Below are 17,765 nucleotides of genomic sequence, written 5' to 3'. Positions count from 1 at the left end.
CATGGATCACTACGACTACGACCTCGGTACCCACGGGCGGCCGGTGACGACCTCGTCCGCCGAGGCCCAGAGGTGGTTCGACCGGGGCCTGGTGTGGACGTACGGCTTCCATCACGAGGAGGCCGTCGCCTGTTTCGAGGCCGCCGCCGCGGCGGACCCCGGCTGTGCCATGGCCCACTGGGGCATCGCGTACGCGCTCGGCCCGAACTACAACAAACCCTGGGAGTTCTTCGACGGCGAGGACCTCGCACGGACCGTAGCCCGCACCCACGCGGCCGTCGAACTCGCGCAGCGGAAGGCGGCCGGTGCCACCCCCGCCGAACAGGCCCTGATCGGCGCGCTGCGGGCCCGCTACCCGCAGGCGGAGGCCGTCGAGGACTGCTCGGTGTGGAACGAGCCCTACGCGGACGGCATGCGGACGGCGTACGAACTCGCCCCCGACGACCTCGACATCGCCGCGCTGTACGCCGACGCGCTGATGAACCTGACTCCCTGGCAGCTGTGGAACGTACGCACGGGCGAACCGGCCGAGGGCGCCCGCACCCTCACCGCGAAGGCCGTCCTGGAGCGGGCGATGGCGACCGAGGCCGGCTCGCGCCACCCGGGCCTCCTGCACCTCTACATCCACCTGATGGAGATGTCCGCCGCCCCGGAGACCGCCCTGCCCGCCGCGGACCGGCTGCGCGGCCTGGTCCCGGACGCCGGCCACCTGCAGCACATGCCCACACACCTCGACGTCCTCTGCGGCGACTACCGGCGGGTGGTGGCGGACAACGGCACGGCGATCGTCGCCGACGAGAAGTTCCGTGAGCGGTCCGGCGCGATGAACTTCTACACCCTCTACCGGGCGCACAACCACCACTTCAGGATCTACGGCGCGATGTTCCTGGGGCAGTCCAGGACCGCGCTCGAAGCCGCCGCGCGACTGGAGGCCGCCGTCCCGGAGGAACTCCTGCGGGTGCAGAGCCCGCCCATGGCCGACTGGCTGGAGGGCTTCCTCGCCATGCGCGTCCATGTGCTGATCCGATTCGGCCGCTGGCCGGACATCCTCGAACTGCCGCTGCCCGCCGATCCGTCGCTGTACTGCGTGACGACGGCCATGCTCCGGTACGCCCGCGGGGTCGCACTCTCCGCCACCGGCCGGATCGCCGACGCCGAGGCCGAGCGCGAACTGTTCCGTGCGGCGCTCGCCCGGATCCCGGAGACCCGGATGCTGTTCAACAACACCTGCTCCGACATCCTCGCCGTCGCGTCGGCGATGCTCGACGGCGAACTGGAGTACCGCAAGGGCAACCACGAGGCCGCCTTCGCCGCGCTGGAGCGCTCGATCGAACTGGACGACAACCTCCCCTACGACGAGCCCTGGGGCTGGATGCAGCCCACCCGGCACGCCTACGGCGCCCTGCTCCTCGAACAGGGGCGGGTCGCCGAGGCGGAGGCCGTCTACCGTGCCGATCTCGGCCTCGACGAGACCCTTCCGCGCGCCGTGCAGCATCCGGGCAACGTGTGGTCCCTGCACGGGTTCCACGAGTGCCTCGTCCGTCTGGGCCGGGAAGGGGAGGCGCGGATCGTGGCCCAGCAGCTGAAGATCGCGCTCGCCCTGGCGGACGTCCCGGTCCGGGCGTCGTGCTTCTGCCGACTGGACGTCGACACCGGCCGCGAGGACGCCGGTTGCTGCTGAACGCTCCGCCGGACGAGCGGTGCGGTCCGGTGGGGGCTGGACGCGCCGACGCGGCGGGTCTGCCCCTGAGGGCGCCCCGCCCCTGCCCCGGACCCTGCCCCGGGGGCCGCTGACGTCAGATCGACCCGGCGCTAGCGTCCGGACGTGAGAACGAAGAACTCCCCGCAACGGCCGGTTGAGTGAGCGACGACAACGCCGTCGGGACACCACGGCACGGGGCGCCGCCCGCCGTGGACCGGGACGACACGGTCCCTGCTACCACCGCCCCGCCGCCGCAACACGAACGGCCCGAGGAGCGCCCCCGTCGAAGCGGTCCGGGGTTCTTCACCCTGATGGTGCTCCCGTGCCTGGCCACCCTCTCCGTGGTCGCCGGCTTCCTCGCCCTGACGGGCGGTCTGCCCGGGGACGGGACCTCGGACACGGATCCGGAGCAGAGCGCGGCGGGCGGCGTCAACGACACCTACGGACCGTGGCTGCGCAGGGCCGCCGCCTGCACCGTCGTCGCACCGTCCGTGCTCGCCGCCCAGATCGACCAGCTCACCGGCTGGCGCGACGACACCGGCGAGCTCTCGGGCGAGCAGGGCATCGCCGGATTCACTGCCGCACAGTGGCGGACCTGGGGCAGGGACGACGACGGCAACGGAACCGCCTCGCCGCGCGACGAGGCCGACGCGATCATGGCGCTCGGCCGACAGGACTGCTCCCTCGCCCGGAAGATCACGGACCTCAGAACCGAAGGCACCGTCAACGGCGAACTGGTCGACCTCACCCTCGCCGCGTACGCCGTGGGCATCCGCGAGGTCACCGAAGCCGGACGCGTGCCCGCCGGAGCCCGGACCTACCTCGCCGAGATCAGGGAACTGCTCCCGCGCTACGAGGCGTTCGACCGGGAGCCCCCGGCCGGCGGCGGACCCGCGAACGCGATCCTGGCCGCCCCCGTCGGCACCCTCGTCGTCACCTCCCCCTACGGGTCACGTCAGCACCCCCTCACCGGTGTGACCAAACTCCATACAGGCGTGGACTTCGGCGCGCCCCAGGGAGCACAGGTCTACGCCGCCCGCCAGGGCCGGGTGGTCTTCGCGGCCCTGACCAGGGCCTACGGCAACCGCATCGTCATCGACCACGGCACGATCGAGGGCAAGCGCCTGGAGACGACGTACAGCCATCTGTCCGCGTTCGACGTCACCGTCGGACAGACCGTGTCCGGCGGCACCCCGATCGGCCGGGTCGGCTCCACCGGCCTGTCCACCGGCCCCCACCTGCACTTCGAGGTGATCTACGACGGCTACTACGCCGATCCGCAGCCGTGGCTGGCGGCCGGCTGACACCGGACGGGGCACGGTCAGCCGTGGGCGTGCAGGCCGTCGAGGAGCGGGTGGTGGCTGTGCCGCCAGCCGCCGCCGACCCGGCGCGCGTCGGCCAGATGCGGGTGCCAGGCGGGAAGACCGGCGTGCTCGTGCTCCACCGGCGCCGGCCCCCCGGCCGGCCACAGGCGTACGGCGAGCAGCGCGGCGGCCAGGGCGACGGCGCCCAGGGCGAGGACCGCCGACCGGAACCCGGCCGTCGCGCCGAGCCATCCGGCCAGCGGGTACGTGAGCAGCCAGCAGCTGTGCGAGAGGGAGAACTGCGCCGCGAACGCGGAGGTGCGCGCCTCCGCGGGCACTGCCCGGCGGATCAGCCGCCCGGTAGGGGTGAGCACCATCGAGCAGGCGGCACCGAACGCCGCCCAGGCGGCCAGCAGCGCGGGCCAGCGCCAACTGCCGCCGCCCGCCTCGGTGATGGCGCCGAGAACGACGAAGACCGGGGTGAGCAGCAGCGCTCCCCGCAGCATCACCGCACGGTCCGGCACACGGTCGAGCACCCGGGGCAGGAGCAGCGCCACGACCATCGAGCCCGCACCGAACGCGCCGAGCGCCGGCGGCAGGTCGCCGGCGCTCCGGCCGAGCAGGTCGCGGACGTACACCACGGTGTTGACGGTGACCATGGCGCTCGCGGCGGCCACCGCCAGATCCAGGGCGAGCAGGGCGCGCAACTGCGGGACGGCGAGGAAGAGACGGAGGCCCGCGGTCGCCCTCGTACGGACGCTGCCGGTCGGTGGGGCGGAGGCGGTTGTGGAGTCGGTGGGACTGGAGCTGGCGAGGGGACTGGACCTGGCGGGCCCGGGCAGTACGGCGGAGGCGACCAGGGCGGCCGAGGCCAGGAAACCGGCCACCGTGCCCAGGAACAGCCAGTTGTAGGTGATCAGCGACAGCAGCGCGGCGGCGAGGGCCGGGCTGAAGAGGCTCTCCAGGTCGTAGGCGAGCCGGGACAGGGACAGGGCCCGGGTGTAGTCGCGTTCGGCGGGCAGCACGTCCGGTACGACGGCCTGGAAGGTGGGAGTGAACGTGGCCGACGCGGCCTGGAGCAGGAAGATCAGGACGTACACCTGCCACACCTGGTCCACGAACGGCAGCAGCAGTGCGGCCCCGGCCCGTGCGAGGTCCGCCCCGACCAGCAGCGCGCGTCGCGGCAGCCGGTCGGCGACCGCGGCGACGGCCGGTGCGATCGCCACGTACGCCACCATCTTGACGGCGAGCGCCGTGCCGAGCACCGATCCGGCGTCGGTGCCGGCGAGGTCGTAGGCGAGCAGGGCGAGGGCGACCGTCGCCAGGCCGGTGCCGGTCAGGGCGACGATCTGGGCGCCGAGGAGGCGGCGGTAGGTGCGGTTGCGGAGCACGGAGAGCATGCGGCGATCCCTTGGCCGGTCGGGGAGCGGGCGCGGTCCGGCTCCACTGTAGCCATAGGTGCGCACCTGTGCACATGTCGATGCGGGAATCGGTACGCCGACAACCTCGACGGGTCCGTCCTGCCTCTACGCTGAGGTCATGCCAGCTCGCGAGACTCTCCCAACTGCGGCCGACACGCACCTGCGTGCCCCGGACAGCGCGCGTCTCGCGGAGGCGACCGAGGTGTTCGCGCTGCTGTCCGACGCCACCCGGCTGCATCTGCTGTGGCTGCTCGCGCAGGGCGAGTCGGACGTCGGCTCGCTGACGGAGCGGTGCGAGGCGTCGCGGACGGCGGTCAGCCAGCATCTGGCGAAGCTGCGCCTGGCGGGCCTGGTGGAGACGCGGCGCGAGGGGCGGCACGTCCACTACAGCCTGCGGGACGGGCATCTGCGGCGCCTGGTGATGGAGGCGCTGAGCCACGCCGACCACCGGGTCAGCGGTAAGGCGCCGCACGACTGAGGGTCGCCCCGCCGCTGACCCGGCCCTGGGGGTGCCGCCCCCGGACCCCCGTTCGCGCTGAACGCGCTCGTCCTCGACCGCCGGGCGGGCTGAAACACCGGGGGTCCGGGCTGTGTCGGCCTTGCCCGTTGTCGCCTGTTACTCCTGGGCGCCACCCCGGCGTCGTACGGCATAGAACACCGCACCCGCCGCCACGACCACGGCCGCCCCGATGCCGATCCAGGCACCCGCGGACATCCCGCCGTCGTCGCTCGTCGCCTCCGTCGCCTCGGCCGTGGGTGTCGGCGACACGGACGGAGATGCCGACGCGGACGCCGACGGAGACGCGGACGGCGACTCGGACGCCGTCTCGGTCGGCGACGGGCTGACCGGCTTCGCACCCGGCGCCGCGGCCTTCAGCTTGAGCACCGGCGCGGGCTGCTCACTGTTCTCGTCCAGTTCGATCCAGCGGTCGATCTTGCCGTCGCTGTAGGTCTGCAACGACTTGAAGGCGAGTTCCTTCACGTCGGGGAGCTGCCGTACGACGATGGAGTACTCGGCGTTCACACCGGCCTTCAGCGCCGGGCCCTTGATCGTGTAGCCGTCGTCGGCGGTCGTGAACTTCCAGCCCTTGGGGCCCTCGCCGTAGGTCACGTCGCCGGGCGCGATGCCCTTGGGCAGGATCACCCGGACCGCGGCGATCCCCGCGGTGTCGGACTCGGCCTCCGCGTCGAAGGAGATCTCGACGTTCTCCGCGAGAGCCTGGGCCTTGTCGGACTCGACCTCCACGTGGGCGGCGGCGGGCCCGGCGGTGAGAAGGACGAGGGTGCCGGCAGCGGCGACCGCGAGGGTCAGACGCCGCGCGGTGCCGTGCTGGGTGGGGGCAGTGAACATGTGTGTCTCCGGGTCTTTCCGGGCGTGCGGTGGCACGGAGCGTCCGACCTGCGTCGGACCGTTCCGGCAGGGTCAGTTGGCGAGAGCGGGCCACCCCGGCGGAGGCCCCCGCCGTACCACCACGTCCGTGAGGAGCGCGCCCCTGAGCGGCGGTGGCTCCGTCCCGGGTGGGCGGCGCACCCGCGATCCGCGCCGGGTCGGCGCCGGCCGGCCGTCGAGCAGAGCCCGTACGGTGGCGATCCGCGTCAGCACCGCTTCGACGGCCCCGGTCAGGCCGCGTGCCAGCGACCAGCAGGCCGCGTCCGCGCGGTGCAGCAGCACGGCGACGAGTACGGCGGCCACGGCATGCAGGACCGTCATCGCGGCCGAGTGGTGCGACCCCTCGGGCCAGGTCCCGTGGGCGGGCATCGCATGATGCCCGGGCATGGCCGTGGCCGTCATCGCCGGGTGGCGTGAGTGGGCGGCCGACAGCCACACATGCAGTCCGGTCTGCGCCGCCGCGCTCGTCACCACCACCGCGGCGAGCGAACGCGGGCGCCGGGTGCCGACCAGCCCCAGGGCGAGCAGCAGCACCGCCGCCGCCACGCTCGACCGCCACGGGGCGGGTCCCCCGGTGACCAGATGATGCGCGCTGACCCCGAGCACCGTGCCGACGACGGCGAACACCGCGGCCCGGAACACGGGCAGTGGCGCGGAGTGCGTCGTCGGCGTACGGAGCATGGTCATGATCCGCCCATCATCAACCATGCCGTGGCCGGGCAGGGACCGGGTCTCAGGAATTTCTCATTCCTTTCCCACGGAGGTCCCAGGCGTTGGTCACAGGATGGTCAAGTACCCAATGGGGGGTTGGGGTTCCGCACACCGGGGGTCGAGGAGGCACGGTCATGGTCCTGGTCGGTCCGGAAGTACGCCGAGTGGCCCGCGGGTTGAGGCGGCGGGTACGGCAGTTCGCGGAGCCACCTGTGCCGCAGTCGGCCCACCGGCTCGTCCCGGACCCGGTGTTCGTGATCTCCTCCGTGCGCTCCGGCTCCACGCTCCTGCGGGTCCTGCTCAACAGCCATCCGCAGATGCGGGCGCCGCACGAGATGCACCTGCGCACCCTCGCGGTCGACCTCACCAAGCCGTACACCGGCAAGGCCATGGCCCAACTCGACCTCGACCGGAAAGAGTTGGAGTTCCTGCTGTGGGACCGCATCATGCACCGGGAACTCGTGCGCAGCGGCAAGCAGATCATCGTGGACAAGACACCCGGCAACGCGGGCTTCTGGGAGCGGCTGGCGGAGGGCTGGCCGAAGGCCCGGTACATCTTCCTGCTGCGTCACCCCGCGTCGATGGTCACCTCCCTGATCAACAACCGTCCCGACCGCGACCTCGGCGCGACCGTACGGGAGGTGCGCATGTACGTCGAGGCGGTCGAGGCGGCCCGGAACGGGCTGACCGGCCTCACGGTCCGCTACGAGGACCTGACGGAGCGGCCCGAGGCGGTCACCCGGGAGATCTGCGGGTATCTCGGTGTGCCCTGGACGCCGACGATGCTCGACTACCGCAAGGGTGATCACGGCCCCTTCGTGCCGTTCATCGGTGACTGGAGCGAGAACATCAAGTCCGGGAAGATCCAGCGGGCCAGGCCGCTGCCGGACGCCGAGGACGTCCCGGAGGCGTTGCGCGACCTGGCCCGTGCCTGGGGGTATCCCTGTTGATCCGGCCGCGGGCCCGGCGACGGGGGCGGGGCGGGCCCGCACCCGTGCCCGGCGGCCCCGGGCCGGTTGTCACTCGCCGCCGAATGCCTCCAGGATGCGCTCGGCGGCGAGGGTGGCCGTCAACTTGCCTTCCCTGACCTGCTGTTCGAGGCCGGGGGCGACGGCGCGTACCGCCTCGTCGGTGTGCAGACGGCCCAGCAGTTCGTCGCGGACCATCGTCCAGGTCCAGTCGACCTGCTGGTCACGGCGTTTGGCGGCGAGGCGGCCGGTCGAGTCGAGCAGGACGCGGTGCTGTTCCAGGCGGTCCCAGACGGTGTCCAGGCCGGTCGACTCGCGGGCACTGCACGTCAGCACGGGCGGTGTCCAGGCCGCGTCCCTGCCGTGCATCAGCCGCAGGGCGCCCGCCAACTCCCGGGCGGCTGCCTGCGCGTCACGCTCGTGCGGACCGTCCGCCTTGTTGACGGCGAGCACGTCCGCGAGCTCCAGGACGCCCTTCTTGATGCCCTGCAACTGGTCGCCGGTGCGGGCCAGTGTCAGGAGCAGGAACGAGTCGACCATGTTCGCGACGGCGGTCTCGGACTGGCCGACGCCGACCGTCTCCACCAGCACCACGTCGTAGCCCGCCGCCTCCATCACCACGATCGACTCGCGCGTCGCCTTGGCGACCCCGCCCAGCGTGCCCGCGGTGGGGGAGGGCCGGATGAAGGCCGCCGGGTCCACGGCCAGGTGCTCCATCCGGGTCTTGTCGCCCAGGATCGAGCCACCCGTACGGCTGGACGACGGATCGACCGCGAGCACCGCCACCCGGTGCCCGAGCCCGGTCAGCATCGTGCCGAACGCGTCGATGAACGTCGACTTCCCGACCCCCGGCACCCCGCTGACCCCGATCCGCCGGGCCCGGCCGCTGTGCGGGAGCAGCGCGGTCAGCAACTCCTGCGCCAGCGCCCGGTGCTGGGGCCGGGTCGACTCGACGAGCGTGATGGCCCGCGCGACGATCGCCCGCTTCCCGTCGAGCACGCCCTTGACGTACGCGTCGAGATCGATCACAGGTCGTGCCCGAGGTCGGCCGAGAGCCGCTGGACGAGGTCGTACGCCGCGTCCGGGATCACCGTCCCGGGCGGGAACACGGCCGCCGCGCCCATCTCCAGGAGGGTCGGCACGTCCTGCGGCGGGATCACCCCGCCGACGACGATCATGATGTCCTGGCGGCCCTCGGCCGCCAGCTCCTCGCGCAGCGCCGGCACGAGGGTGAGGTGTCCGGCGGCCAGCGAGGACACCCCGACGATGTGGACGTCCGCCTCCACCGCCTGCCGGGCCACCTCGCCCGGCGTCTGGAACAGCGGGCCGACGTCGACGTCGAAACCGAGGTCGGCGAATGCGGTGGCGATCACCTTCTGGCCGCGGTCGTGGCCGTCCTGGCCCATCTTGGCGACCAGGATGCGCGGCCGGCGCCCCTCGGCCTCCTCGAAGGCGTCCACCAGCGCCCGGGTGCGGTCGACGGACGGGGACTCGCCTGCCTCGTTGCGGTACACGCCCGCGATCGTACGGATCTGCCCCGCGTGCCGCCCGTACACCTTCTCCAGCGCGTCGGAGATCTCCCCGACCGTCGCCATCGCGCGGGCGGCGTTCACCGCCAGCTCCAGCAGGTTGCCCTCACCGCCCGCCGCCCGGGTCAGCGCGTCCAGCGCGTCCTGGCAGGCCCGCTCGTCGCGCTCCGCGCGCAGCCGCCGCAGCTTCTCGATCTGCTGGGTGCGTACGGAGGAGTTGTCGACCTTGAGGACGTCGATCTGCTCGTCGGTCTCCACGCGGTACTTGTTGACGCCGATCACCGGCTGGCGCCCCGAGTCGATGCGGGCCTGGGTGCGCGCCGAGGCCTCCTCGATGCGCAGTTTGGGGATGCCCGCGTCGATGGCCTGCGCCATGCCGCCCGCCGCCTCGACCTCCTCGATGTGCTGCCAGGCGCGGCGCGCGAGGTCGTACGTCAGTTTCTCCACGTACGCGCTGCCGCCCCACGGGTCGATGACCCGGGTCGTGCCCGACTCCTGCTGGATCAGCAGCTGGGTGTTGCGGGCGATGCGCGCCGAGAAGTCCGTGGGCAGCGCGAGGGCCTCGTCCAGGGCGTTGGTGTGCAGCGACTGGGTGTGGCCCTGTGTCGCGGCCATCGCCTCCACGGCCGTACGCGTCACGTTGTTGAACACGTCCTGCGCGGTCAGCGACCAGCCCGAGGTCTGCGAATGGGTGCGCAGGGAGAGGGACTTGGCGTTCTGCGGGTCGAACTGCCGTACCAGCTTCGCCCAGAGCAGGCGCGCCGCGCGCAGCTTGGCGATCTCCATGAAGAAGTTCATGCCGATCGCCCAGAAGAAGGAGAGCCGGGGCGCGAACGCGTCCACGTCCATCCCGGCGTCCCGCCCCGCCCGGATGTACTCGACCCCGTCCGCGAGCGTGTACGCCAGCTCCAGGTCGGCCGTCGCACCCGCCTCCTGGATGTGATAGCCCGAGATCGAGATGGAGTTGTAGCGGGGCATCCGCTGCGAGGTGTACGCGAAGATGTCGGAGATGATCCGCATCGACGGCTTCGGCGGATAGATGTAGGTGTTGCGGACCATGAACTCCTTGAGGATGTCGTTCTGGATGGTCCCGGCCAGCTTCTCGGGCGGTACGCCCTGTTCCTCGGCCGCGACGATGTACAGCGCGAGGACGGGCAGCACCGCGCCGTTCATCGTCATCGACACGGTCATCCTGTCCAGCGGGATGCCGTCGAAGAGCTGGCGCATGTCGTAGATCGAGTCGATCGCCACGCCCGCCATGCCGACGTCACCGGTCACCCGCGGGTGGTCGCTGTCGTAACCCCGGTGCGTGGGCAGGTCGAAGGCGACGGACAGGCCCTTCTGGCCGGCGGCGAGGTTCCGGCGGTAGAAGGCGTTCGATTCCTCGGCGGTGGAGAAACCCGCGTACTGGCGGATCGTCCACGGCTGGTTGACGTACATCGTCGGGTACGGGCCGCGCAGATAGGGGGCGGCACCCGGGTACGTCGAGAGGAAGTCCAGGCCCTCCAGGTCACTGCCCGTGTAGAGCGGCTTGACCGCGATGCCCTCCGGGGTCTCCCAGAAGGCCCCGTCCGAGCCGGTGGTCGCCTTGACGGCCGTACGCCAGTCGTCGGCGCCGGCGTGGGCGGTCGGGGTCCCCAGTTCGATTCCGGAGAAGTCGGGGATTCCCATCAGGACGCTCCCATGCGGTCGAGGGTGGCGGTGAGTACGGCGACGGCGTCGCAGCCCGCGAAGACGTACGCGTCGACATCGGTGTACTGCCCGGGACGGCCGGCGAGGAACACGTGCGAGGCACCGGCGGCCTTCAGCTCCGCCGCGACGGCCGCCGCCCGCTCCTCGTACAGCGTGTCACTGGAGCAGAGGCAGGCCTCGGTGGCGCCGCTGTCCTCGAAGGTGCCCTCCGTGACGGGCTCGATGCCGCCCGCCTGGAAGAGGTTCGAGACGAAGGCCGTCCGCGCGCTGTGGGCGGCGGCCGGGCCGATGGCCGCCAGGAAGACGCGCGGCCGGGATCCGGTGGCGGCGAGGTGGGCGTCGGAGCGGGCGCGCAGCGCCTCGTACGCCTCGTCGCGCCGTACCCGGGGAAGTCCGCCGGACGGCGGTACGGGCGCCGGCTCGCGGTCCGGGAGGCGCTCGGCGAGGTTCGGGAACTCGCTGACCCCGGTGATCGGCTCGCGCCGCTTGGCCAGCTTGGCCGAGCGGGCCGCCCAGGTGACGGCCAGCGCCTCACCGAGCCGGCCCGAGCGGAGGGCGGGACCGGGACCGCCCAGGCCCTCGATCCACTGGAAGAACTCCCAGCCCGCGTGGGCGAGTTCGTCGGTGAGCCGCTCCACGTACCAGGAGCCGCCCGCCGGGTCGATCACCCGGGCCAGATGCGACTCCTCGACCAGGATCGTCGAGGTGTTGCGGGCGATCCGGCGTGCGAACGCGTCCGGCAGGCCCAGCGCGTGGTCGAAGGGGAGCACGGTGACCGAGTCGGCGCCGCCGACCCCGGCGGCCAGCGTCGCGACCGTCGTGCGCAGCATGTTCACCCACGGGTCCCGCCGCGACATCATCACCGGCGAGGTCACGGCGTGCTGCACCTGCGCTCCGGCCGCCGGTGCCCCGGACACCTCGGCGACCCGGGACCACAGCCGCCGGGCAGCGCGCAGCTTGGCGATCGTGAGGAACTGGTCGGCGGTGGCCGCGTACCGGAACTCCAGCTGTGCACAGGCCTGTTCGACGGACAGCCCGGCCTCGGTCAGCTCCCGCAGGCAGGCGACGCCGGTCGCCAGGGACGCGCCCAGCTCCTGCGCGGCCGAGCCGCCGGCCTCGTGGTACGGCAGTGCGTCCACGGTCAGCGCGCGCAGCCCCGGGTACTCCTCGGCGCACAGCCGCGCGAGGGCGACGACCGGCGCGAAGGGCAACTCCTCACCGGTGCGGGCCTCGTGGCCCAGCGGGTCGCCGCCGAGATTGCCGCGCGCCGCCTCCTTGGCGACACCCCGCTCCTCGTACAGCCGCAGCAACTCCCGCGCCGCGGGCTCGACTTCCTGTCCGGCGTCGAGAACGACGGGCGCCAGGTCGAGATAGACGCCGTCGAGGGCCCGCGCGAGCGAAGACACCGGGATCGCGTCGGGACCGACGGCCAGCCAGAGCGAGGTGACGCCGTTCTCCAGGTCCGCGAGCACCGGGTCACCGACGAGGGTCGCGTGCCGCTGCCGTACGTCCCAGCCCCCGGCGGTGTTCCCCTCGGGGCGCCCGCCGCGTACGAAGGGGGCGAAGCCGGGGAAGCCGGACTCGGGGGCCTCGTCGTGCGCCGTGTAGAGGGGGCGGACGGTGAGTCCGTCCTCCAGCGCGGTGGACAGCGCGTCCTCGGCTGTCGCGGCGGAGACCTCCTTGCCCGATTTGCGCAGGACGCCTTCCACCAGGCGCTGCCACTGTTCATGGGTCGTGGAGGGGAACTCGGCGGCCAGTGAGAGCCCGTCGTTGGGCAGGACTGTCATGCCCGGATGCTAGGGCAGAGAGGTCCGGCCGCAGCAGAGCGCCAGGCTGTGACCTTGACCTCGGCCGAACTGTGACGTCGGCCTCACGGCGGTCGCGGGCCCCGCGGGGGAGGGTGGGGGAGGCCTCCGTGGCGCTCTCCGGGCGGGATCGTCGCCTGTACCGGCCCGGCGAGTCAATGGGGCGCCGCATCGCGGAGAGGCCGCGGGACGCCGGGCGCCGGGGCCACAATCGACCTCGTCGGACTCGTACGAATCAGAGGGCACACCATGAGAATCCACCTGACCAGCGTCTTCGTCGACGACCAGGACAAGGCCCTGCGCTTCTACACGGACGTCCTGGGCTTCGTGAAGAAGACCGAGGTCCCGTTGGGCGCGGACCGGTGGCTGACCGTGGTCTCGCCCGAGGACCCCGACGGAACCGAGCTGCTGCTGGAACCCTCCGGCCATCCCGCGGTGAAGCCGTACAGGGACGCGCTGGCCAAGGACGGGATTCCGGCCACCGCCTTCGCCGTGGACGACGTGCACGCGGAGTACGACCGGCTGCGCGGGCTGGGCGTGCGATTCACGCAGGAGCCGACCGAGATGGGCCCGGTCACCATCGCGGTGCTGGACGACACCTGCGGCAACCTGATCCAGATCGTGCACCAGGCAGACCAGGCGTAGCGAGAGGGCCGCGGGGGAGCACCGGGCCCGATAATCGGTGGCGGGCGCTGTCGACGCGCGCGACCATGCCCGCATGGATTCGCGCGCGCACGACCCCGAAGCAACGGCGACCCGCTGGACGGTCGCGACCGTCTACGACGACATGTGGGTCGACCCGGACGACGACCCGCGCGAGACGGACACCGAGATCGTCGACGAACGCGGCACGCTGGTCGAGGGCCTGCGCCACTACCGGCTGACCGTCGAAATGAAGTGCGCCGGTCTCGACGCCGAACAGATGGCCCGGCGCTCGGTACCGCCGTCCACGATGTCCCTGCTCGGACTGATTCGCCACCTCACCGAGGACGAACGGCACTTTCGCCGGGTGATGGCCAATGAGGACGTCCCCAAGCTGTACCGCACCGACGACGACCGCGACGGCGACTGGAACGGCGCGGTCGCCGACCCGGCGGTCGTGGAGGCCGCCTGGAAGCAGTGGCGGACGGAGACGGAACTCACCGACCGTTTCGTCGCGGGCGTCGCCGACCTCGGCACCACGAACGCCGGCTTCTCCGACCTGGGCGCCGAGCACGGCGGGCAGCTGCAGCTCCGTGACGTCCTGGCGGCGCACGTCAACGAGTACGCGCGGCACTGCGGCCACGCCGACCTCCTGCGCGAGTGCATCGACGGCCGGGTGGGCCAGTGACCGGCTGACCGGTTCGTCGGTTCACCGACCGGCCGGTGAGACGCGGCGTCGCCGCCGAGAGGGGGCAGGGGAACAACTCGTCGCGCCACCGATGAGTTTCCGCACCAGGATCGGTCGAAAGAGGTGACAGCGTTCCCGCTCCAGGAGGTGTCCCATGACCACCGACGGATTCACCACGTGTCTCTGGTTCGACGGCCAGGCCGAGGAAGCCGCCCACTTCTACGTCTCGGTCTTCAAGAACTCGTCCCTCGGCAGGACCGGCTACTACAACGAGGCCGGCCCCGCGCCCGCCGGCGGCGTCCTGGCCGTCGACTTCGTGGCCAACGGCCAGAAGTTCGTCGCCCTGAACGGCGGCCCGCAGTTCAAGTTCAGCGAGGCCGTCTCCTTCCAGATCTTCTGCGCCGACCAGCAGGAGGTCGACCACTACTGGGCGAAGCTCACCGAGGGTGGCGGCGAGGGCGGCCCCTGCGGATGGCTCAAGGACAAGTACGGACTGTCCTGGCAGGTCATCCCGGACGGCCTGATCGAGATGATCAGCGACCCGGACCCGGAGAAGGCCGTCCGCACCACCAAGGCCATGTACGCGATGGGCAAGCTGGACATCGCGGCCCTGAAGCAGGCGTACGCGGGGGAGTAGGCGGACCCGGCCGGTGCCGAGCCGCCCCCGCCCCGGGCGGCTCAGGCCCGCCGGTCGCCGTGCTCGGCCAGGAGCTCCCTGATCACGTGGCGGGAGTTCGCCGCGAGCACCGGATTCGTGTCCCGGTAGTACGGCAGCTGGATCAGCGAGATCGACAGCGCCCAGCCGCGCCCGCGCGCCCACTCGGCGTCGTCGGCGCCGACCGCCTCGCGGAAGATGTCACGGACGCCGGCGGGCAGCAGGTTCCAGGCCACGATCAGATCGACGGCCGGATCGCCGACCCCGGTACAGCCGAAGTCGATCACGGCACTCAGCCGCCCCTCGGCGACCAGTACGTTGCCCGGTGAGAGGTCCGCGTGTGCCCAGACCGGCGGTCCGGTGTGCTCGGGAGCCCGTAGGGCGTCCTCCCACAGGGCCGTCACCGCCTCGGTGTCCACGGTCCCTCCCAACCGGGCGAGGGCCGCGCGCGTGGCCGTGTCCCGCGCCGACAGGGGAACGGCCCGGTAGTGGGACGGGCCGTTCGCGGCCTCGACGCGGCGCAGCGCGCGGACGAAGCCGGCGAGTTCCCCGGCCAGTGTGCCGGGAGCCTCCAGGGCGTCGACCGCGGGATTCCGGCCGTCCAGCCAGCCGTACACGGACCACGGCCACGGGAACCCGTCGTCGGCGCCGCCCCGGCCGAGCGGCTCGGGTACGGCGACCGGCAGCCGCGGCCCCAGCAGGGACAGCCAGCGCTGCTCGTGCTCGATGCTGCCCACCGCTCCGGGATGCCTCGGCAGCCGGACCACCAGGTCCCCGCCGAGCCGGAACATGGCGTTCTCGGTCCCGGCGGACTCCAGCCGCTCGACCGGCAGCCCGGCCCACTCGGGGAACTGCCGGGCGATCAGGCGCCGGACCAGGGAGGCATCGATCTCCACCTCGTCCGCATGCATCTTCAGGGCACACATGCCGACCATCCCAGCCGCCGCCGGGCCCGCGGTCCACCGATTTTCGACGGAACGGAAACGCGGGCGCCGGCGCGGGGCCGTCCGGCGCGAAGGCCCCGCCGCCGACGCTCAGTTCACGGCGTCATCCCGTTGGTGCACGCGGCACCGGGCTCGGGCGTCTGCTCGCCCTGGACGTACTTGTTGAGGAACTCGGCGACCCGCGGGTCCGACGCCTTGTCCACCTTGAGCTGGTGCTCCCAGGCGCTCAGCACGATCGGCGACGACTGGTCCTCGTACGGGCTCATGAAGGTGTACGACGTGTTGGTCACCTTCTCGGAGAGTGTCTCGACGTCCGCCTTGGCCGCCTTGTCGTTGTAGGTGATCCAGACGGCACCGTGTTCGAGGGCGTGCACCGCGTTCTCGTTGGGGACCACCTTGGTGTAGACCTGCCGGTCGCAGTTCACCCACACCTGGTTGTGGTCGCCGCCCACGGGCGGGCTCATCTTGTAGGTGACGGGCTCGGAGACGTGGTTCTGGGTGAGCTTGGACCAGCTCTTCACACCCGATATCGGGGCCGCTTTCGCCGCTGCCTCCGCAGCTTCCTTGTCCTGGGCCGAGTCGACGAGGAACCAGCCGCCGCCGGCCAGGCCGACGAGTATGACGGCGGTCGCGCCGAGGGTGAGCAGACGCATCCGGCGCTCACGGGCCTGCTCGGCCTTGCGCAGCTCCTCCATGTGGGCGCGGCGGGCCGCGGTCTTCGCCTTGGCGTTGGATGTACCCATGGGATGTCCTTCTCCGTGCCGTGCCCGTCCGCGGGCACGGCACTGCAAGCTGGGGTGATGGTCGTGGCTGAGCGGATCGGCCCGAGGAAGACGCGGGCCCGGTCACGGCCTAGACCCTGAGCAGTTGCAGTTCGTGGAGATCGGGAGGGCGGGCGGCGCCCGGGATCCGCGACGGGCCGAGCGGCAGCCGGGCGGGGGCGGTGCTGGTCTGGTCCAGCGCGGCGGCCCGGTCCGCGCCGATGAGCGGTGCGTGGTTGAGGACGCCGTGGTGCCCGGGGGCGTGACAGCCGTGGTGCGGGCCCTCCTGGCAGGGGTCCGGGTCGGCGATGTGCACGGCGTGCGCCGACGTCGGCCGAGCGGGCCCGGTGTCCGGCGAGGGCAGGGCGCCCGCGCAGGAGAACGCGAACGTCGCGAGGACGAGGACCAGGACACCCAGCAGGTGCGGGACGCTGCTGGCGTGCCGCGTCGCTGGGCGACGCACCCCTGCAGCGGACATCGGGACACCTGGAGGTTGTGGGGGCCGAGGAGAGACGAGCGTCGATGAAATTATCAGACCGCAGAGGTGCGTTTTTGCCGTGCCTTGTGCGTTGTTTGTTGGCTGCGGGTCCGCCGTGGCTTGTCGCGCAGTTCCCCGCGCCCCCTACGGGGCCGTCTGTAACAGCCTGGGCCGCTCGACGCGCGTCCCGGACCAAGCCTGGCTAGCGTGAGGATCCGGACCACCCGACGAGTTCGACGAGACCGGAGAGGCCGGAGCCATGGCCGTGCAACGTGAGGGAACCCCCTGCTGGGCCGACGCGATGTTCAGTGACGTCGAGGGAGCCAAGAGCTTCTACGGTGAGGTGCTGGGCTGGACCTTCGGCGAGTCGTCGTCGGAGTACGGCAACTACACCCAGGCGTACGCCGACGGCAAGGCGGTCGCCGCCGTCGTCCCGCCGATGCCCGGGCAGGAAGGGCAGTCGGCGTGGTGCCTGTACCTCGCCTCGCCGGACGCCGCCGCCACCGCCGCGAAGATCCGCGACAACGGCGGCGAACTGCTGATGGAGCCGATGCAGGTGGGCGAGTTCGGCACGATGTGCCTGGCCCGCGACCCCAGCGGTGTTGCCTTCGGCGTCTGGCAGGGCGGTGTCCACGAGGGCTTCGAGGCAGGACCGGAACAGCCCGGCGCGTACTGCTGGGCCGAGGTCTTCACACGCGAGACCGAGAAGTCGGACACCTTCTTCCAGACCGTCTTCGGCTACTCGGCCAAGCAGATGCAGGACGACGCCATGGACTTCCGCATGTACAACCTGGGCGACGACACCGTCCTCGGCCGGATGCGGATGACGGACGACTTCCCGCCCGAGGTGCCGCCGTACATCAACGTGTACTTCACCGTCGGCAACTGCGACGACGCCGTCGCCACGGCCACCAAGCTCGGCGCCGTGCTGCGCTTCGGTCCCATGGACAGCCCGTTCGGCCGGTTCGCCGCGCTGAGCGATCCGCAGGGCGCCAACTTCTCCGTCATCGACGTCACGACGACGGCGGGCGAGATGCCCAAGTCGGCGGACGTGGGCTGAGGGAGGCGGCCGACA

Annotated in this window: 17 protein-coding genes; 8 read left to right on the top strand and 9 right to left on the bottom strand. The window is 71.9% G+C overall.

Annotated elements, in window-relative coordinates; all coding sequences use genetic code 11:
- Position 1 precedes the first annotated feature (1 nt).
- Positions 2–1,681: a hypothetical protein gene (locus OG595_RS02805; RefSeq protein ID WP_329267386.1), complete on the top strand. Its 1,680-nt coding sequence runs from the start codon at positions 2–4 to the stop codon at positions 1,679–1,681.
- A gap of 179 nt (positions 1,682–1,860) precedes the next feature.
- Positions 1,861–3,006 (top strand): M23 family metallopeptidase, encoded by a 1,146-nt coding sequence (locus OG595_RS02800; RefSeq protein WP_329267385.1) that lies wholly within the window; start codon positions 1,861–1,863, stop codon positions 3,004–3,006.
- 17 nt (positions 3,007–3,023) lie between these two features.
- Here the strand turns inward: OG595_RS02800 and OG595_RS02795 are convergent, their stop codons facing one another.
- Entirely contained in the window at positions 3,024–4,406 is a 1,383-nt protein-coding gene (locus tag OG595_RS02795) for an MFS transporter (RefSeq protein WP_329267383.1), read from the bottom strand.
- A 139-nt stretch (positions 4,407–4,545) separates the two neighbouring features.
- Between OG595_RS02795 and OG595_RS02790 the strand changes: the two genes are divergently transcribed.
- Entirely contained in the window at positions 4,546–4,905 is a 360-nt protein-coding gene (locus OG595_RS02790) for an ArsR/SmtB family transcription factor (protein WP_329267381.1), read from the top strand.
- Positions 4,906–5,043: 138 nt separating this feature from the next.
- Here the strand turns inward: OG595_RS02790 and OG595_RS02785 are convergent, their stop codons facing one another.
- Positions 5,044–5,778: a DUF1775 domain-containing protein gene (locus OG595_RS02785; protein WP_329267379.1), complete on the bottom strand. Its 735-nt coding sequence runs from the start codon at positions 5,776–5,778 to the stop codon at positions 5,044–5,046.
- Between the two features lie 72 nt (positions 5,779–5,850).
- A complete protein-coding gene (locus OG595_RS02780; protein WP_329267377.1) occupies positions 5,851–6,504 on the bottom strand; it encodes a hypothetical protein in 654 nt (217 codons plus the stop codon).
- Between the two features lie 158 nt (positions 6,505–6,662).
- On the opposite strand from OG595_RS02780, the gene OG595_RS02775 reads away from it, so the two are divergent.
- Complete coding sequence (locus OG595_RS02775; protein ID WP_329267375.1) at positions 6,663–7,478, top strand: sulfotransferase family protein; 816 nt, start codon at positions 6,663–6,665, stop codon at positions 7,476–7,478.
- 69 nt (positions 7,479–7,547) lie between these two features.
- Here OG595_RS02775 and meaB read toward each other — a convergent pair whose 3' ends face one another.
- Genes meaB through OG595_RS02760 form a run of 3 tightly spaced genes read right to left on the bottom strand, consistent with a single transcriptional unit; the run spans position 7,548 to position 12,504 of the window.
- Complete coding sequence (meaB, locus tag OG595_RS02770) at positions 7,548–8,525, bottom strand: methylmalonyl Co-A mutase-associated GTPase MeaB (RefSeq protein ID WP_329267374.1); 978 nt, start codon at positions 8,523–8,525, stop codon at positions 7,548–7,550.
- Positions 8,522–10,696, bottom strand: coding sequence for a methylmalonyl-CoA mutase (gene scpA, locus OG595_RS02765; RefSeq protein ID WP_329267372.1), 2,175 nt, complete (start codon positions 10,694–10,696; stop codon positions 8,522–8,524). The genes meaB and scpA overlap by 4 nt, the downstream gene beginning before the upstream one ends.
- Positions 10,696–12,504 (bottom strand): methylmalonyl-CoA mutase subunit beta, encoded by a 1,809-nt coding sequence (locus OG595_RS02760; RefSeq protein ID WP_329267370.1) that lies wholly within the window; start codon positions 12,502–12,504, stop codon positions 10,696–10,698. Before OG595_RS02760 ends, scpA begins: the two co-directional genes overlap by 1 nt.
- A gap of 267 nt (positions 12,505–12,771) precedes the next feature.
- On the opposite strand from OG595_RS02760, the gene OG595_RS02755 reads away from it, so the two are divergent.
- From OG595_RS02755 to OG595_RS02745, 3 genes are all read left to right on the top strand, one after another.
- Complete coding sequence (locus OG595_RS02755; protein WP_329267368.1) at positions 12,772–13,167, top strand: VOC family protein; 396 nt, start codon at positions 12,772–12,774, stop codon at positions 13,165–13,167.
- Positions 13,168–13,240: 73 nt separating this feature from the next.
- On the top strand, positions 13,241–13,852 hold the full coding sequence (locus OG595_RS02750; protein WP_329267366.1) for a mycothiol transferase: 612 nt from the start codon (positions 13,241–13,243) through the stop codon (positions 13,850–13,852).
- Between the two features lie 154 nt (positions 13,853–14,006).
- Complete coding sequence (locus tag OG595_RS02745) at positions 14,007–14,489, top strand: VOC family protein (RefSeq protein WP_329267364.1); 483 nt, start codon at positions 14,007–14,009, stop codon at positions 14,487–14,489.
- 41 nt (positions 14,490–14,530) lie between these two features.
- Here OG595_RS02745 and OG595_RS02740 read toward each other — a convergent pair whose 3' ends face one another.
- From OG595_RS02740 to OG595_RS02730, 3 genes are all read right to left on the bottom strand, one after another.
- Positions 14,531–15,433 (bottom strand): aminoglycoside phosphotransferase family protein, encoded by a 903-nt coding sequence (locus OG595_RS02740; protein ID WP_329267362.1) that lies wholly within the window; start codon positions 15,431–15,433, stop codon positions 14,531–14,533.
- A 113-nt stretch (positions 15,434–15,546) separates the two neighbouring features.
- A complete protein-coding gene (locus OG595_RS02735; protein WP_329267360.1) occupies positions 15,547–16,194 on the bottom strand; it encodes a DUF3105 domain-containing protein in 648 nt (215 codons plus the stop codon).
- Between the two features lie 109 nt (positions 16,195–16,303).
- Positions 16,304–16,675 carry a hypothetical protein gene (locus OG595_RS02730; RefSeq protein WP_329267358.1) on the bottom strand — a complete coding sequence of 124 codons (372 nt, stop codon included), beginning with the start codon at positions 16,673–16,675 and terminating at the stop codon, positions 16,304–16,306.
- A gap of 274 nt (positions 16,676–16,949) precedes the next feature.
- On the opposite strand from OG595_RS02730, the gene OG595_RS02725 reads away from it, so the two are divergent.
- Entirely contained in the window at positions 16,950–17,750 is an 801-nt protein-coding gene (locus OG595_RS02725; protein ID WP_329267356.1) for a VOC family protein, read from the top strand.
- The last annotated feature ends 15 nt before the right edge of the window (positions 17,751–17,765 follow it).

Source organism: Streptomyces sp. NBC_01451 (genome assembly GCF_036227485.1).
Taxonomy (GTDB): domain Bacteria; phylum Actinomycetota; class Actinomycetes; order Streptomycetales; family Streptomycetaceae; genus Streptomyces.
The sequence above is the reverse complement of the archived record's forward strand: the minus strand, read 5'-3'. Positions and strand labels throughout refer to the sequence as shown.

What these genes read in the sequence shown, in the direction of transcription:
- OG595_RS02805 (WP_329267386.1), top strand. Translation starts at nt 2, where the DNA reads ATGGATCACTACGACTACGACCTCGGTACCCACGGGCGGCCGGTGACG.
- OG595_RS02795 (WP_329267383.1), bottom strand. Translation starts at nt 4,406, where the DNA reads ATGCTCTCCGTGCTCCGCAACCGCACCTACCGCCGCCTCCTCGGCGCC.
- OG595_RS02790 (WP_329267381.1), top strand. Translation starts at nt 4,546, where the DNA reads ATGCCAGCTCGCGAGACTCTCCCAACTGCGGCCGACACGCACCTGCGT.
- OG595_RS02785 (WP_329267379.1), bottom strand. Translation starts at nt 5,778, where the DNA reads ATGTTCACTGCCCCCACCCAGCACGGCACCGCGCGGCGTCTGACCCTC.
- OG595_RS02780 (WP_329267377.1), bottom strand. Translation starts at nt 6,504, where the DNA reads ATGACCATGCTCCGTACGCCGACGACGCACTCCGCGCCACTGCCCGTG.
- OG595_RS02775 (WP_329267375.1), top strand. Translation starts at nt 6,663, where the DNA reads ATGGTCCTGGTCGGTCCGGAAGTACGCCGAGTGGCCCGCGGGTTGAGG.
- scpA (WP_329267372.1), bottom strand. Translation starts at nt 10,696, where the DNA reads ATGGGAATCCCCGACTTCTCCGGAATCGAACTGGGGACCCCGACCGCC.
- OG595_RS02760 (WP_329267370.1), bottom strand. Translation starts at nt 12,504, where the DNA reads ATGACAGTCCTGCCCAACGACGGGCTCTCACTGGCCGCCGAGTTCCCC.
- OG595_RS02755 (WP_329267368.1), top strand. Translation starts at nt 12,772, where the DNA reads ATGAGAATCCACCTGACCAGCGTCTTCGTCGACGACCAGGACAAGGCC.
- OG595_RS02750 (WP_329267366.1), top strand. Translation starts at nt 13,241, where the DNA reads ATGGATTCGCGCGCGCACGACCCCGAAGCAACGGCGACCCGCTGGACG.
- OG595_RS02745 (WP_329267364.1), top strand. Translation starts at nt 14,007, where the DNA reads ATGACCACCGACGGATTCACCACGTGTCTCTGGTTCGACGGCCAGGCC.
- OG595_RS02740 (WP_329267362.1), bottom strand. Translation starts at nt 15,433, where the DNA reads ATGTGTGCCCTGAAGATGCATGCGGACGAGGTGGAGATCGATGCCTCC.
- OG595_RS02735 (WP_329267360.1), bottom strand. Translation starts at nt 16,194, where the DNA reads ATGGGTACATCCAACGCCAAGGCGAAGACCGCGGCCCGCCGCGCCCAC.
- OG595_RS02725 (WP_329267356.1), top strand. Translation starts at nt 16,950, where the DNA reads ATGGCCGTGCAACGTGAGGGAACCCCCTGCTGGGCCGACGCGATGTTC.